This window comes from Caldisericota bacterium (assembly GCA_034717215.1).
In the GTDB taxonomy this organism is placed as follows: domain Bacteria; phylum Caldisericota; class Caldisericia; order Caldisericales; family Caldisericaceae; genus UBA646.
The window spans coordinates 1-15,187 of sequence record JAYELD010000010.1; the positions used below are offsets into that span (position 1 = coordinate 1).

General features: G+C 35.2%; 18 protein-coding genes. 3 read left to right on the forward strand and 15 right to left on the reverse strand.

Annotated features, from left to right (window positions below; all coding sequences use genetic code 11):
* The 12 genes from U9Q18_00345 to U9Q18_00400 form a co-directional block, all read right to left on the reverse strand.
* The coding region (locus tag U9Q18_00345) for a rod shape-determining protein (GenBank protein ID MEA3312808.1) at positions 1–227 on the reverse strand (227 nt) is incomplete at its 3' end.
* An 11-nt stretch (positions 228–238) separates the two neighbouring features.
* On the reverse strand, positions 239–784 hold the full coding sequence (locus tag U9Q18_00350; protein MEA3312809.1) for a nucleoside triphosphate pyrophosphatase: 546 nt from the start codon (positions 782–784) through the stop codon (positions 239–241).
* Complete coding sequence (locus tag U9Q18_00355; protein MEA3312810.1) at positions 781–999, reverse strand: DUF4321 domain-containing protein; 219 nt, start codon at positions 997–999, stop codon at positions 781–783. The genes U9Q18_00350 and U9Q18_00355 overlap by 4 nt, the downstream gene beginning before the upstream one ends.
* Positions 1,000–1,012: 13 nt before the next feature.
* On the reverse strand, positions 1,013–1,540 hold the full coding sequence (locus U9Q18_00360; GenBank protein ID MEA3312811.1) for a Gx transporter family protein: 528 nt from the start codon (positions 1,538–1,540) through the stop codon (positions 1,013–1,015).
* Entirely contained in the window at positions 1,515–1,889 is a 375-nt protein-coding gene (locus tag U9Q18_00365; GenBank protein ID MEA3312812.1) for a NusG domain II-containing protein, read from the reverse strand. The genes U9Q18_00360 and U9Q18_00365 overlap by 26 nt, the downstream gene beginning before the upstream one ends.
* A complete protein-coding gene (locus tag U9Q18_00370; protein MEA3312813.1) occupies positions 1,876–2,886 on the reverse strand; it encodes an FAD:protein FMN transferase in 1,011 nt (336 codons plus the stop codon). The genes U9Q18_00365 and U9Q18_00370 overlap by 14 nt, the downstream gene beginning before the upstream one ends.
* Positions 2,879–3,901 (reverse strand): AmmeMemoRadiSam system radical SAM enzyme, encoded by a 1,023-nt coding sequence (amrS, locus tag U9Q18_00375; GenBank protein MEA3312814.1) that lies wholly within the window; start codon positions 3,899–3,901, stop codon positions 2,879–2,881. Before amrS ends, U9Q18_00370 begins: the two co-directional genes overlap by 8 nt.
* Positions 3,902–3,903: 2 nt before the next feature.
* Positions 3,904–5,307 carry an NADPH-dependent glutamate synthase gene (gltA, locus tag U9Q18_00380; GenBank protein MEA3312815.1) on the reverse strand — a complete coding sequence of 468 codons (1,404 nt, stop codon included), beginning with the start codon at positions 5,305–5,307 and terminating at the stop codon, positions 3,904–3,906.
* On the reverse strand, positions 5,294–6,139 hold the full coding sequence (locus tag U9Q18_00385; protein MEA3312816.1) for a sulfide/dihydroorotate dehydrogenase-like FAD/NAD-binding protein: 846 nt from the start codon (positions 6,137–6,139) through the stop codon (positions 5,294–5,296). Before U9Q18_00385 ends, gltA begins: the two co-directional genes overlap by 14 nt.
* Positions 6,124–6,921 (reverse strand): TatD family hydrolase, encoded by a 798-nt coding sequence (locus tag U9Q18_00390; protein MEA3312817.1) that lies wholly within the window; start codon positions 6,919–6,921, stop codon positions 6,124–6,126. The genes U9Q18_00385 and U9Q18_00390 overlap by 16 nt, the downstream gene beginning before the upstream one ends.
* On the reverse strand, positions 6,921–8,801 hold the full coding sequence (metG, locus tag U9Q18_00395; GenBank protein ID MEA3312818.1) for a methionine--tRNA ligase: 1,881 nt from the start codon (positions 8,799–8,801) through the stop codon (positions 6,921–6,923). Before metG ends, U9Q18_00390 begins: the two co-directional genes overlap by 1 nt.
* Positions 8,802–8,815: 14 nt before the next feature.
* Positions 8,816–9,166: a roadblock/LC7 domain-containing protein gene (locus U9Q18_00400; protein MEA3312819.1), complete on the reverse strand. Its 351-nt coding sequence runs from the start codon at positions 9,164–9,166 to the stop codon at positions 8,816–8,818.
* 132 nt (positions 9,167–9,298) lie between these two features.
* Between U9Q18_00400 and rsfS the strand changes: the two genes are divergently transcribed.
* From rsfS to U9Q18_00415, 3 genes are read left to right on the forward strand one after another with little or no spacing between them, the layout of a single operon-like run.
* The gene (gene rsfS, locus U9Q18_00405) at positions 9,299–9,652 is read left to right on the forward strand and encodes a ribosome silencing factor (protein MEA3312820.1); all 354 of its coding nucleotides are present in this window, start codon (positions 9,299–9,301) and stop codon (positions 9,650–9,652) included.
* 59 nt (positions 9,653–9,711) lie between these two features.
* The gene (trxB, locus tag U9Q18_00410; GenBank protein ID MEA3312821.1) at positions 9,712–10,692 is read left to right on the forward strand and encodes a thioredoxin-disulfide reductase; all 981 of its coding nucleotides are present in this window, start codon (positions 9,712–9,714) and stop codon (positions 10,690–10,692) included.
* 4 nt (positions 10,693–10,696) lie between these two features.
* A complete protein-coding gene (locus U9Q18_00415; GenBank protein ID MEA3312822.1) occupies positions 10,697–11,371 on the forward strand; it encodes a thioredoxin family protein in 675 nt (224 codons plus the stop codon).
* A 46-nt stretch (positions 11,372–11,417) separates the two neighbouring features.
* Here U9Q18_00415 and argF read toward each other — a convergent pair whose 3' ends face one another.
* The 3 genes from argF to U9Q18_00430 all read right to left on the reverse strand — a co-directional run.
* Positions 11,418–12,350, reverse strand: a complete 933-nt coding sequence (gene argF / locus U9Q18_00420) for an ornithine carbamoyltransferase (GenBank protein ID MEA3312823.1) — start codon at positions 12,348–12,350, stop codon at positions 11,418–11,420.
* A complete protein-coding gene (locus tag U9Q18_00425; protein MEA3312824.1) occupies positions 12,350–13,672 on the reverse strand; it encodes a cyclic 2,3-diphosphoglycerate synthase in 1,323 nt (440 codons plus the stop codon). The genes argF and U9Q18_00425 overlap by 1 nt, the downstream gene beginning before the upstream one ends.
* Positions 13,673–13,951: 279 nt before the next feature.
* A partial coding sequence (locus U9Q18_00430) for a hypothetical protein (GenBank protein ID MEA3312825.1) occupies positions 13,952–15,187 on the reverse strand: 1,236 nt, incomplete at its 5' end.

Here is a 15,187-nt window from a genome sequence, read left to right on the forward strand (position 1 = left end):
ACATCAAAATCTGCAATAACGCCATCACGTAATGGACGTATTACTTTTATTACAAATGGGGTTCTTCCTGCCATTCGTTTGGCTTCTTCTCCTACAGCAACAACTTTGTTTTTTGCATTTAGTGCAATAATTGACGGTTCTCTTAGCACAATACCTTTATTTTTCATATAAACAACAGTGTTTGCGGTACCTAAATCAATAGCCAGTTCTTTGTTAAAAAATCCCATTTTTCACCTCTCTAATTTTTTAATAATTTTTTTAAAAGATTTATTGGAATACCTATTACATTATCTATTGGGCCATCTATGCCCTCCACAAAACTCGAAGCAGCTCCCTGAATAGCATAGCCACCTGCTTTATCTAATCCTTCTCCTGTAGCAATGTATGTTTTAATTTCACTACAAGACAATTTTTTAAATTTCACTTTTGTCTCTATAAAGTTTATCATAAATTTTTCTTTTTTAATAACTGCAATTCCAGTGATTACGCGGTGCACTTTTTCTGAAAGAAGTTGAAGCATTTTTTTTAATTCATTTTTACTTTTTGGTTTTCCAAGGATTTTATTATCTATTACTACTATGGTATCGGCTCCTACAACGATACTATTTTTATATTTTTTATGTGTGGTAAATGCTTTATTGTATGCATTTAGCATGGCAGTTACTGAAGGACTGTAAGCAAAAAATTTTTCGTTATATTGTGAATCAACTGGAACAAAGTCAAATCGCCATTTCTGAAGAAGATTAATTCGCCTGGGTGACGCTGATGCGAGTATAAATTTCATATTACCAGGAAGAGGTATAAAAATAATATTACACCAACGACGGTGCCAATGTTTAGATAAAAGGTAATTCCAAAAGTGATATCCATTATTACGAGATTTAAAGTAAAAGGTGAAAATCCGAATGAAACAGCGTTATTTAACATTGGAAAAACCTTTCCTAGCCCTATGCCTAATATTGTTCCCAATATTGCACCAATGGTTATATACAGCATCATTGACCAAAATCTCTTACGATCCATTTTTTACCACCGTTTTCGTTTTAGTATAAAGTATTTTAGTAATTAATCCAATAGCCCACCCGCTTATTCCTCCCAAAAAAAGAAGAATTGGTAAATAGTACCAGAGAGCACTATTTTTCGTGATATATAGTATAATAAAAAACTGGGCTAAATTGTTTACTATTCCCCCTATTATACTTATGCCTACTATGCTAAAATGTTTTCTGTACAGGTTATAAACTAGTATCATAGCAATAGCCGCCATTATACTACCACCTACACTTGTAAAGAGAGGAATAGGATGAAGCATTCCTTTAAAAAATGCCGAGAGTATAGCTCTGAGTAGTGCAACTATAATTGCTTCGCTTTCTCCAAAGAAAAGTAATGTGAGCAGTATTACAATGTTTGCAAGCCCCAGTTTAGCACCTGGTATTGGTGATATAGGTGGTTCTATCAGATTTAATACAATACCTAGCGCAATGAGAATGGATAGATAAATGAGTTCTTTTAATTTAATATGTGATCGAGTCGATTTCATTTTTTTCTTCTCCTACGATGGAAATTGATATGCGGTTAGGCAAGCAAACTATACTTTCACCAACTTTACTGACCCATCCTTGCTTTATGCACAGTTCGTCGTGACAAGTAGACTCAATAATATGCACTTTTCCGTTTTTTACTTGCATAGTAATCGTTCCCTCTTTGCTTTTTATTGTGGTTATTATTTCTGTTGTTTCATTTAGCGGTATTTGCTGCACTATTTCTCCATCACTTCTTATAACGATTGTTTTTTTTGCCTTACTTATGCTTACAAAAGTATATTGCCCAATTGCAAATATAAAAATTATTACAAGGATTAAAGCAAGAAGCTTGTCACCCTTTTCCATTTTCAAGTATAAGAGAATCTTTTAATTCTTCGCTGCAGAACACGTTCAAATCACTGTCAATTACTGCAATATCAACGTTAAATTTTTTTGCATTTTGCAATGCCTCATTTTTTCCTATTATAAAAAAAGCAGTAGAAAGTGCATCACCATAGTATCCTTTGTCTGATACAATTGTAACTGAAAAGATTTTATCTGCCGGGTGTCCATTAAATGGATTTATAAGATGACAGTATCTTTTGTTGTTTTTAATGAAAAAACGTTCATAATCGCCGGAAGTAGAAATAAATTTAGTTCCTTCAATATTTAGAGTACCGATGATTCCGTCTTCTCTTGGGTTTTTTACGCCAATTTTCCACTGTTTGCCTGGAAGAGTTCCGTAGAGTAAAATATTCCCTCCAATGTTGATAAGAGCTCTTTCTCCATTCATTTTATCTAAAATTTCTTTTAAGCAATCTAAAGTATATCCTTTTGCAATACCTCCTAAATCCAAGGCTTCTCCCGCTTTTTTTAAAAAAACAATATTCTTGCTTATTATTATGTCGTTATAGTCAGTGAGATTTAAAGCATCTTCGATCTCTTTTTCAGATGGGATTCTATAATTTTTGTCTCTAAATCCCCATATTTGTGATAGAGGTGTGACTAGAGGATTGAACGCTCCATTGGTGTTATGTGCAAGTTCTATTGCTTTTTCTATTATTGCAACTGTTTCGGGATGCACGGTTACATTTTTTATACCTGCATTTTCATTTATTTTGCAGATGTCCGAATTGGGAGAAAAACCGTCTATGTAGCTGTTTATTTCTTCTATTTTTTTAATGACTTCTTTTAAAATTACCTCTTTATTATCACCATATATTTTTATGTCCACGATTGTATTCATTGTGTATAATTCAGCTGTTGCAGGAGGTTTTTCTGCTTTGTTAATAAAACTGAAAATAATAAGACATATAACAAAAATCCATCCCGCTATTGTGATTATATTTCTTTTTTTATTCAATGATATTTAATTCCTTTCCACAAAAATCACATTTACCATTGTGCACGTTGTTTTCGGTAATACTAAATCCGCGCCTACTTATAACCCTTCTTTTGCATTGCGGGCAGTATGTGTCTTCGTAAGGATGCCCTAATATATTTCCTGCATATACAAAGCTAAGGCCTTCTTTCAGCCCAACATCGTGTAATTCTTCAAGTTTTTTAATAGAAGTCGGAGGAATATGGGAAAGCTCAAGATATGGGAAAAACCTTGTTATATGCCAGGGTGTTTCTTTGCCAAGGTTATTTTTTATCCATTTTGCAAGTTTTTGCATTTCTTCGGCACTATCATTGATGGTTGGTATAATGTTTGTAACTACTTCGATATGAATATTCCACTTAGTTTTTGCATAGACGATCGTATCTAATATTTTATGCCAATCAAAAATTGGGGTGATCTTTCTATAGTTTTCGTTAGAGAATGCTTTTATGTCTACGCTGAAGGCATCGAGATACGGGCCTATTAGGTCTAATCCTCTTTTTGTTATGGAGCCATTTGTTACGTAGACAGTGTAAAGCCCTTCTTTTTTTGCAAGTTTGGCTGTTTCTAGCGTGTATTCAAACCAGATTGTAGGTTCATTGTATGTCCATGCAATGCCTTTTGCTCCATATGATTTTGCAAGTTCAATTGCTTTTTTGGGGCTAATCTCTTCACTGATATCTTTAATGTTTTTTTCTGCTGGGTAAAAGCGTGAAGTATCGTAATTTTGGCATCCTCTGCAGCGAAAGTTGCAACCCCAGGTGCCAAGAGAGAGTGCATTTGTCCCGGGATGGAAGTGGAAAAGTGGTTTTTTCTCAATTGGGTCTACCTGAACAGAGGAAGCATACGAGTCAAGTATTGTGTAAAGTTTACCTCTATTGTTTATCCGTACCTTACAAATACCTGCTTTGTTTTCAGGAATTATGCAGCGAAAATGGCACAGATTACACTGCACTTTGCTATTTGAAAGCATCTCGTATAAAAGTGCCTCTTCCATTTTTATATATTACCTTTCAAGTATTTATTAATTGAAGCTGCAGCTAATCTGCCTGCACCCATTGCGGTAATGACTGTTGCAGCACCTGTTACGATATCTCCTCCTGCAAATATTCCTTTTATATTAGTTGCTCCGTCTTCGTCAGCCCATATTACTCCATGACGTCCTGTTTTTAATCCTGCTGTTGTCCTTGGAATAATAGGATTAGGTGTTGTTCCTATGGCTACAATTATCTGATCCATATCCAGCGTAAACTTAGAGTCATCTATAGGAACAGGTCTTCTTCTTCCGGATTTATCTTTTTCACCAAGTTGCATCTTTATGCATTCGACAGATTTGACAAATCCTTTTTCATTGCCAATGTAGCGTATAGGGTTTGTAAGAAGTCTGAAATCTATTCCTTCTTCTTCTGCATGAAGTATTTCTTCATTTCTTGCCGGCATTTCTTTTCTGGAGCGCCTATAGATAAGGGAAACATGCTCAGCTCCTAAGCGAAGAGCGGTTCTTGCTGAGTCCATTGCAACATTACCTCCACCAATCACGGCAACTCTTTTAGCTATTTTTATTGGTGTATCATATTGTGGAAACTTATATGCTTTCATTAAGTTGACTCTTGTAAGAAATTCATTGGCTGAATAAACCCCGGCTAGATTTTCCCCTGGAATATGCATAAAGCTTGGTAATCCTGCGCCAGCTCCTATAAATACTGCACTAAACCCATCTTTTAAGAGAGATGGAATAGTCATTGTTCTTCCAATAAGTACATCTGTTGTAATTTTTATGCCGAGTTTGTTTAACATATTGATTTCTTCCTGGACGATTGATTTAGGTAAACGGAATTCAGGTATTCCGTAAATAAGTACCCCTCCAGTTTTGTGGAATCCTTCAAATACAGTGACGTTATAACCTTTTTTAACAAGGTCTCCAGCGCAAGCAAGACCTGAAGGCCCGGATCCTACAATAGCAACGTTTTTGTTATTTAACTTTCCTTTTGCTGGTAATTTAATTTTTCCTTCCTTCCGATTTTGCAGATCCCAATCAGCTGCGTACCGTTCCAGTCTTCCAATTGCAATAGGATCTCCAGCTTTTCCCATTATGCAAACAGCTTGGCATTGATCTTCCTGAGGACATACCCTGCCAGTTACTGCGGGAAGAGAATCGGATTCATGAATAATATCAATAGCAAGTTGTACATTATCTTCTTTTATTGCTTTTATAAAGTTTGGTATATTTATATGTACAGGACAACCTTCAATACAAGGATGTGTGGGGCATTGTAAACAACGTGAAGATTCTAACAAAGCTTCTTTTTTTGAATATCCTAAAGGAACTTCGTTGAAGTTGTTTTTTCTTTCTTTTGCAGATTGTTCTTGCATTGGTACTTGTTTTTTATTAAGATTCTTCATAGTAGTCTACCTCCGCTTTCCATTTTTCAAAGGAGATTTTTTCCTCATCCTTATATGTATTTAGACGCTTCATTAGTATATCAAAATCTACGAGATGTGCATCAAAATCAGGACCATCTGCACAGGTAAATTTTGTTTTACCTTCGACGGTTACTCTGCATGCACCGCACATTCCCATACCACAAACCATTATTGAATTTAGACTTATGATTGTTTTTATTCCCCTTTCTTTTGTCATATTTGCAACTGCTTTCATCATTATAGCTGGCCCAATAGCAAATATCCTATCAATTTGCTTCTCTTCATCCATAAGTTTTTTCAGTATATCAGTGACAAACCCTTTTTCTCCGTAAGTTCCGTCATTTGTTGCGAGAAGGACTTTATTAGATGCATTTTTCATTTCGTCTTCCCAGAATACATAATTTTTTGAACGATAGCCTATAATAGATGTTACTTTATTACCTTTTTGTTTCAACTTTCTTGAAAGTGGATAAACTGGCGCAACTCCTATACCTCCGCCAATGCAGATGACATTCCCAAAATATTCTATATCTGTGGGATTTCCCAAAGGGCCTAATACATCCGAGATGTAGCCACCTGCTTGTTTAGTAGCAAGAAAGTGTGTTGATTTTCCAATTTCTTGAAATACTATAGTAATTGTGCCTTTTTCTCTATTAAAATCAGCGATGGTTAGAGGGATTCTTTCTCCTTTTTCGTAGACGCGTATAATCACAAATTGGCCAGCTTCTGCTTTTTTTGCGACAAAAGGTGCATCTAATTTCATAAGTTGCATTTTAGGGCCTAATTTTTGGTGTTTTAAGATTTTAAACACAATGCCTCCTTTTTCATTAATATTTTTTTGCTTTTCTGGAAAATATTTTTAAAGTTTTTAACAATTATACATTGTAACTCGTCTTGTGAAATGTTTCTTAAATTTGCAAATTCCGCATAGATGTATTTTACAAAAATAGGTAAGTTTTTTTTGCCTCTCTCAGGCACAGGGGCAAGATATGGAGAATCTGTTTCTAACAGAACTTTATTGATTGGTACTATTTTTGCTGCTTCCCTTAAATTCTCTCTCTTTTTAAATGTAAGCATGCCAGAGAATGATATGTACATGCCAAGATCAATAACTTTTTTTGCTTCTTTTGGGCCGTAGTCAAATGAATGAAACACGCCGTTCAAGTAGCCCACACTTGTAATTATTGAAATCGTGTCATCAAACGCATTTCTTGAATGTACTATGAACGGCATGTTTAGAGATTTAGCAATGATGATTTGTTTTTTAAATATCTTTTTTTGTAAGGAGAAACTTGTGATATTTCTAAAATAATCTAATCCTATTTCTCCAATTGCAATAATTTTTTTATAGGATGCGAGGGTAGCAAGTTCTTCTTCAGATGGTTTATCAATGGGGAATGCATCATAAGGATGTATTCCGACACTGCCAAATAGAGGGTTATTTTGAGAGAGGGATACTACTTCTCTTGAGCTTTTCATGTTGTATGCTATATTATTTACAGCAAATAATGTTTTTTCACTATCCTCAATGACAAATTTTAAGTTATTGCCATATTCTTTTTTTAGCAGATGGGCATGAGAGTCTATATACATTAACTAATCTTTGATCCTTCTTTCATCTCTTTATCAAGGATAAGAAGCGAAAGATTATTTTCGTCACTTGCAGCTAACAACATTCCGTAAGAAGTAACATCCATAAGTTTTCTTGGTTTTAGGTTTTTTACAATAATAATTTTTTTCCCGATCAATTGTTCCGGTTCATAGTGCAGGGCGATCCCCCCCACAATCGTTCTTTCCTCGTCTCCGAGCGAAATACGGAGTTTTATGAGTTTTTGCGACTCTTGTATCTTTTCTGCTGCAATAATTTGTGCTACTCTCAGATCAAGTTTTGCAAAATCTTCGTACGAAATAAAATTTTCTTCCTCAACATTTTCTTCGTCTGCTGTTTCTTTCTTTAACCGGGGAAAGATTGGGGGTAATTTTTCTACTTTAATACCAGTTTTTAATTGCCCCCATCCCATTTTTTTTATACTTATAGAATCGTCCTGAAATGTTTTTAATATTTTTTTTGTTGTAAACGGTATAAATGGTGTAAGGAGTATGGTAATGTGTCTTATTCCTTCAAGTAACGTATAAAGTATGGATGAAAGCACGTCTTGATTGTCTTTCAGTTTCCATGGAGCTTTTGTTTGAATGTAATTATTTAGTGCGTTAATTATATTCCAAACGGCATCTAGAGCCTGGGAAAAATTGTATTTGTCCATTTCTTTTATGTATATCTTTTCTTGTTCGTTAATAAAGTTTATTATTTTTTCATCTCTTACTATTTCTTCAGGGACTATCCCGTCTTCATATTTATATAGCATTGTAGTAGTTCTATTAATTAAATTTCCAAAATCATTGGCGAGATCAGAATTGTATCGCCTATAGAAAGTATCCATTGTAAAATTGCCATCTAACCCAAAAGGTATCTCTTTTGAAAGATAGAAACGTGTAGCATCAACAGCTGTTTCGATGTCTATTCTTGCTTTTTTTGAAAATTCTTTTACAAAATCTACGGGATTGATTACGTTGCCTTTTGATTTAGACATTTTTTCTCCTTCCAGGTTCCAGAAGCCGTGGGCAAATATTTCCTTTGGGAGAGGTAATCCATAGCTCATAAGCATAGCAGGCCATATTATTCCGTGAAAGCGCGTGATATCTTTTCCTACCAGGTGTAGATCTGCAGGCCAATATTTATTGAATTTTTCTTCATCTTTTAAAAAATCGATAGATGTAAGATAATTTAGTAATGCGTCAAACCAGACATAAATGGTATGGTTTTTGTCAAATGGCACAGGCGTGCCGAATTTGAAAGATTTTCTTGAGACTGAAATATCTTGAAGCCCTGATTTTATTACATTTATTACTTCGTTGTATCGAGATTCTGGGCGCAGAAAATCCTTGTGTTCTTCATAATACTTAAGTAGTGGTTTTTCATATTTGCTTAGGCGAAAGAAATAATTTGTTTCGTTTATTTTTTGTACTTTTTCTCCACAGATTGGACACTTCCCATTCTTTAAATCTGAGTCTTTCAGGAACATGGCATCTCTTGCACAGTACCAGCCCTTATATTCTCCGAGGTATATGTCTCCTTTATTGTACAGTGTCTGGAAAAAATGCTCGACTATCTTTATATGATCAGCATCGCTTGTCCTTATGAATCTTATATAGGAAATGCCAAATATATTGAATAGATCTTTCCATGTTTTACTTGCTTTATTTACGAAGAGTTGTGGATCAATACCTTCTTTTTTAGCACGGTCTTCAATTTTTTGGGCGTGTTCATCTGTGCCGGTGGAAAAAAACACATCCTTACCCTCAAGTCTTCTAAACCTTGCAATAATATCTGCCGATATAGCTTCGGACACGGACCCTATATGTGGTTTATCATTTACATAGTAAATGGCAGTTGTGAGATAAAAGTTATCCATATTTTGTGCTCCTTTTAATAGTTTATTTTATTTAAATCCTCTATTGTGCTTGAAAGGACAGATTCTATGAATTCTCTATTTTCTGTGTTTTCTATACCAACAAAGAGGATATTTCCATTATTTAAGGACGATATAATGAGCCTACCTATAGTTCCATTTAGTGTGGTATTTTTGAGTTTTCCCATTTTTAACTCTTGTAAAATTTCATCTGATAAACCCGTAAGTGATACGGTTAGACCGGAAAGTATCTTCGGGGCGATATCCAGTTTGGAAATGTTGTACAACAAACTTCCCTTTTTATTTGTAAGTACTATGGCAAGCACTCCCTCTGTATCCTTTAATTTTTTTAATATTTCTTCTATCATACAGTTGCCGTCCTCAACTTAGGAATATGTTTGAATTTTTAAATTATAATGTTATTCTTCAATGCAGTATAGCATAATCTTATATTTTTTTAAAATACGACCTGTAGTATAATTAAGAAAAAAGGAGGCAATTTGAAGAACAAAAAAGTGTTAGATTTTATTACAGAAGTAATTGATGAAAAAAAGGGTAATGAGATTAAAGTAGTGGATGTTACTAAAATGACTACCTTAACAAATTTTTTCATTATTTGTACTGCAGGAGCAAGCGAACATGCAAAAGCAATTGAAGAGGAATTAGAAAAGAGGCTTAAAGAAAAGAAAATTAATCTACTTAACGAGGAAGGCGGAGGAGAAGGTAAATGGATTGTTATGGATTATGGTGATTTTATAATTCATATAATGACGGAAGATACAAGAAAATTTTATAATATCGAAAGAATCTGGCAAGAAATTTCGTCTCGTCTAAAAAGAACGCTTAAGTCTTGACAAAGTAAAAAAATAAACTATACTGCTCTAGTTATAATTTATTGAAAAAAGGAGGCATTATGGATGAATTTTTCACTAATCCTGTGGTAGAGAAACAAGTAGAGGTAATACCGGATATGTTATGGGATATGATGATTCTAGGGGCAGGGCCTGGCGGGCTTACTGCAGGTATTTACGCAGGAAGAAGCGGTCTAAATGTGATAATTCTTGAAAAACTTTCTCCAGGTGGACAAATTGCCGTAAGCGAGCGGATTGATAATTATCCTGGATTTACTGGTGGGATAAGTGGAACCGAGCTTGTAGAAAGAATGGAAAAACAGGCCGTTCGATTCGGTGCAAGAATTGTAACGGAAGAGGGAATAAAAATTAGCAAGGAAGATAAGCTGTTCGTCGTAACGACGGCAGGAAACAAAAGATACAGAACAAAGACAATAATTATTTCTACTGGTGCAGATCCTGTAAAACTTCCTGTTCCTGAAGAAGAAAAGTTTAGAGGAAAGGGTGTATCATATTGTGCAACTTGTGATGCAGCTTTTTTTAGAGGAAAGGATGTTGCAATTGTAGGTGGTGGTGATACGGCAATTACTGATGCTTTGCATCTTACGCGATTTGCAAATAAAGTAATCATCGTGCATAGGCGAAGAGAATTACGCGCTGTAAAGGCTCTTCGGGAAGAGGTTTTTGCAAATCATAAAATAGTGTTTCAGTGGGATTCTATTCCTTCTCATGTTATTGGCGACGAAATGGTAGAGGGATTGGAAATTGAAAATGTTAAAACAAAGGGAAAAAAAGTTTTAAAAGTAAATGGCATATTTGCTGCCATAGGAACGGTGCCAAATAGCAAAATAGTTAGAGGAATTGTAGAATTGAATGAAAGAGGATTTATAAAAACGAATCACAATAGAGAGACGTCTGTGCCTGGCATCTTTGCTGTAGGTGATGTGAGAGATACACCTTTACGACAGGTTATTACAGCGGCAGGAGATGGGGCAATTGCTGAATTTTCAGCGGAAAATTATATAAAATTGATGGAGAGGTGAAGAAGTGGAAAAATTATTAAAGAAACAAGATGTACAGTACATCAAGGAGTTGTTTGACAAAAGCCTTGTAGATCCAGTGGAGCTTGTATTGTTTTTAGAAAATGAGGGTTCGGACAAAGTTACAGTTGCTAACAGTCAATATTTTCAGTATACGGAAGAAATTATTAAAGAAGTTTCAGAGATCTCGGATAAGATAAAATTGACTGTTTATAAAGATGACAAAGACAAAGAAAAAGAATACGGGGTAAAGGAAATTAGTGCACTATTTCTCCAAGGAAAAAATAGTGATAAGAACATTATTTTTTATGGGATTCCATCAGGGCATGAATTTTCAAGTTTACTGGAGGATATTGTAAATGTTTCTCAGGGAACAACGCAACTTTCTCCGGCATCGAAAGAGACAGTTCGGAATATAAAAGTTCCTGTCGAGATTCTTGTTTTTATTACTCCAACTTGTCCGCATTGTCCTAAAGCTGTACAAACTGCACATCAGCTTGCGATGGAAAACAAACTGATAAAGGCGGCAATGATTGAAGCCAATGAATTTCCCGAACTGTCTAAAAAATATAATGTTTATTCTGTCCCAAAAGTAGTAATAAATGAGAAAGTACAGTTTGAAGGTGCTTTACCGGAAGAAATGTTCTTAAAGAAAGTGCTTTCTGTTGTCGAGGAGTCTTAAGAGTAAAAATTTAATTGAAAAATAAAAGGGGCAAAAGCCCCTTTTATTATATTAACAGTGTAAGAATTGCTTTTTGGATATGTAACCTGTTTTCTGCTTGGTCAAAAACAACAGAGTGAATTCCATCAATCACTGAATCGGTGATTTCTTCTCCTCTGTGGGCAGGCAAACAGTGCATTACGATGACATCTTTTTTAGCCTTTGAAACGAGTGAATCATTTATTTGGTATGGTTTCATTATTTTTACTCGCTTACTGTGCTGTGCCTCATCTCCCATTGATGCCCATACATCAGTATAGATGACATCCACATCTTTTGCTGCTTTTTCAGCATTATTTGTGATAAGAACAGAGCCGTCTGATTCTTTTGCAAACTGTTTTGCATCTTTTAGAACATCTTTTTTGGGTTCGTATCCTTTTGGGGTAGCGACTGTAATGTTCATGCCAAATTTTGTTGCACCAAAAAGAAGGGAATGGCATACATTATTCCCATCGCCCAGATAGGCAATTTTTATCTTCTCTAGCTTGTTCTTTTTTTCTTTAATAGTAAGGAGATCGCCCATAATTTGACATGGATGTGAAAAATCTGATAGAGCATTTATTACGGGTACTGTTCCGTGATTCCTTAACTCCTCAAGTGTTTTATGTGAATAAACTCTTGCTACAACACCGTGCAGGTATCTAGAAAGAACTTTTCCTGTGTCTGCTACTGTTTCCCCTCGTTTTAATTGCATATTTGATGTGTCCAGGATAAGTGCCTGGGCACCAAGCTCAAAGATTGCAACTGCAAAGGAGATTCTTGTGCGGGTGGAGGGTTTTTCAAAAATTACACCAATAGATTTTCCATCAAGGAGCTTTTCATCTTTTCCTTCGTAATGGTCAAGCTTTAGACGTTCTCCCAGATCTATAATTTCTTTGAGTTCTTCTTGTGTAAAATCTTTAATTGTTAGAAATGATCTACCTTTGAGATTTATTGACATTATTTGTCTCCAAACCGCTCTTTAATTATGTCTTCGAGGTCGGGCTTTCCAATTTCTTCAAGTTCGTAGGTGACTCTTACTGCTGGTTTGTTGATTTTCACAACTCTTCTCAAGTCAATTGAAGTGCCGATTATGACAAGGTCTGCTGGTGTTTTATTAATAGTTTCTTCCAGCTCTTTTGTCTGATTTGGACTGTATCCCATTGCAGGTAAAACATTTCTTGTCTGTTTGTACTTATCATATGTTGCTTTGATTGAGCCCACAGCGTAAGGATAAGGAGATATTATTTCTTTTGCTCCCCATTTCATGGCTGTTACATATCCTGCCCCGTAACTCATTCCTCCGTGTGTGACTGTTGGACCATCCTCTATTACTATTACTCTTTTTCCTTTAATTGATTCTGCACCTTCGGCGTATGTAGGTGATGCTGCGTCAATGAGAACTGCCTTTGGATTGAGCTCTCTTGCATTTTTCCTTATTTCTTCAATTGCTTCAATAGGGGCTGTGTCTTCTTTATTTATTACAATTACATCTGCCATTCTGAAATTTGTTTCTCCGGGATAATACTTTACTTCATGTCCTGGCCGCAAAGGATCAGCTACAACGATTTGTAGATCTGCATGATAAAAGGGTATATCATTGTTTCCGCCATCCCAGATGATGATATCTGCTTCTTTTTCTGCTTCTCTTAAGATTTTTTCATAATCTACACCAGCATATATTATTGCACCCAAATCAATGTGCGGTTCGTATTCTTCTCTTTCTTCAATTGTGCATTTGTATTTGTTAAGATCTTCGTATGTCGCAAACCTTTCACTAATTTGCTTTGAAAGGTCTCCATATGGCATAGGGTGTCGAATTGAAACTACTCTTTTTCCCATTTCTCTAAGTATTTTTACCACTTTTCTGGTTGTTTGACTCTTTCCGCATCCTGTCCTTACTGCGCATACAGAGATTAGAGGTACATTAGATTTAACCATTGTACTCTCCGGCCCCATAAGCCAAAAATCTGCACCGGCTGCCATTACTTCTGATGCTTTGTGCATTACATATTCATGAGGGGTATCGCTATAGGCAAACACAACTTTGTCTATGTGGTTCTTTTTAATAAGTTCTACAATCTCTGTTTCTGGATGAATAGGAATGCCATTTGGGTAAAGACTACCTGCAAGTACGGTGGGATACATTCGTCCATCGATGTTTGGGATTTGTGTTGCTGTAAAAGCGACAATGTCATACCGCTCATTATCTCTGAAGTAAACATTAAAATTATGGAAGTCTCTTCCAGCTGCTCCCATAATAATTACTTTTGTTTTTTCCATGAGTCATTCTCCTTTTAAGATTTTATTAATAGCAATCAGAATATAACATTTTAAAAATATATGTCAATTAAAAGTAGGCAAAAAGCTATTATAGAGAGTAGGAAAAGGAAGAATTGTCATTCAAATCCGAAGATTCTTTGCAATATTCACCTGTATTATACTGATACTCTCTTCTTTGGGCCTGGTAGTTATATATTCTTAATTTTTTTAAGGCGAGAAAGTTTTTATATAGTTGTCTCCTATGTTAATCAGGGATGGGATTTTCTTACTACTTTTTACTTAAAATCTAATATTATATACGAGCAGGAATGCAAGTATTTGTAAGATATATTTACTTATTACCTCCGGGGGTGTTTTATCAATTTCTATCTCGATTGTTTCTGATAATTCTTTTGCAGCCTCTACTATCCTGCCTGCAATTATTTCTGCTACTTTTTTGGAAAATGTTTTTTCTCTGATTATGCGATTATATATGACTCTGTATAAAGCATTTTCTTCTTTGAAGTTTTTGATGAAAATGTTATCTAAAAGTTCTAGCGAAACTTGCGCAATATCGTTTTTTTCTATTTCAGACATATTGGGAGGAAGAATAGCTACGGACTGACTTAATGCTTGCCGTAAAGCAAGTGAAATTTTTTTAGGATCTGTAACGTTTTTAAGTGATTCTTTTAGAGAAGGAACGAGTGAATAAGCCTTGTATGAAAGAAACGTGATATAGCCGAGATAAGAATCAATATTAAGTAATTGTTTTAGTTGCTCAGTGGAGATTATTCTTATTGCTTTATCGGTCGCACTTGTGGAAAGAATATTTAACATTTCTTTCGTTATGACATACATCATATTAAAAATATCGTAATTTTCTCCGTAAGATATGTAAAGATTGAGGAATTTGGCATCGTCTCGTGTAATTACTTGTCCATGATTTTGAAACCCCCATACTAATGCATGTGCAGTTGTTTTTGAAAGCATTATGCGTTCTTGCTCAGGTTTATCTTTGAACATATATTTGTAGAGGAAACTGTAGGCATATGATTCTCCTGTAGTGAGAGCTCGGTAACACATATTTACGATGGTTGGATTAATTTGGGAAACAATTGGCGTGATATAGTTTGTTGTTGTGTTTACCGCAATATCAACAGCATCTTCTCTTTTTATCCCGGTGGTTGCTATAATTTGCGTTGCAAGTCTTAATGCAAGAGGAAAGAAATCTGAAGACATTTTCTCGTATAAGTGCAAGAAAGGATAATATCCTTCTATGGCTGATATGTTGAGATTTTCTATTAAAGGGTGCTCCATCTGCATATCCAGCGGACCAAGCTCTGATTGAGGGCCCATAACGATTTCATCAGCTCCGAGAGCCATTAATGTGGCAGCACTTTTTGCATACAACGGGATAATTGCTTTAAGTTTTTTACATTTAGACCGTATTACATTTACCATTTGGTATGCTGGATGCGGATAGCCTCCTCCCGAAAGTATTATCATATCGATACGAGTTTTTTCTGGTGGCGTGGG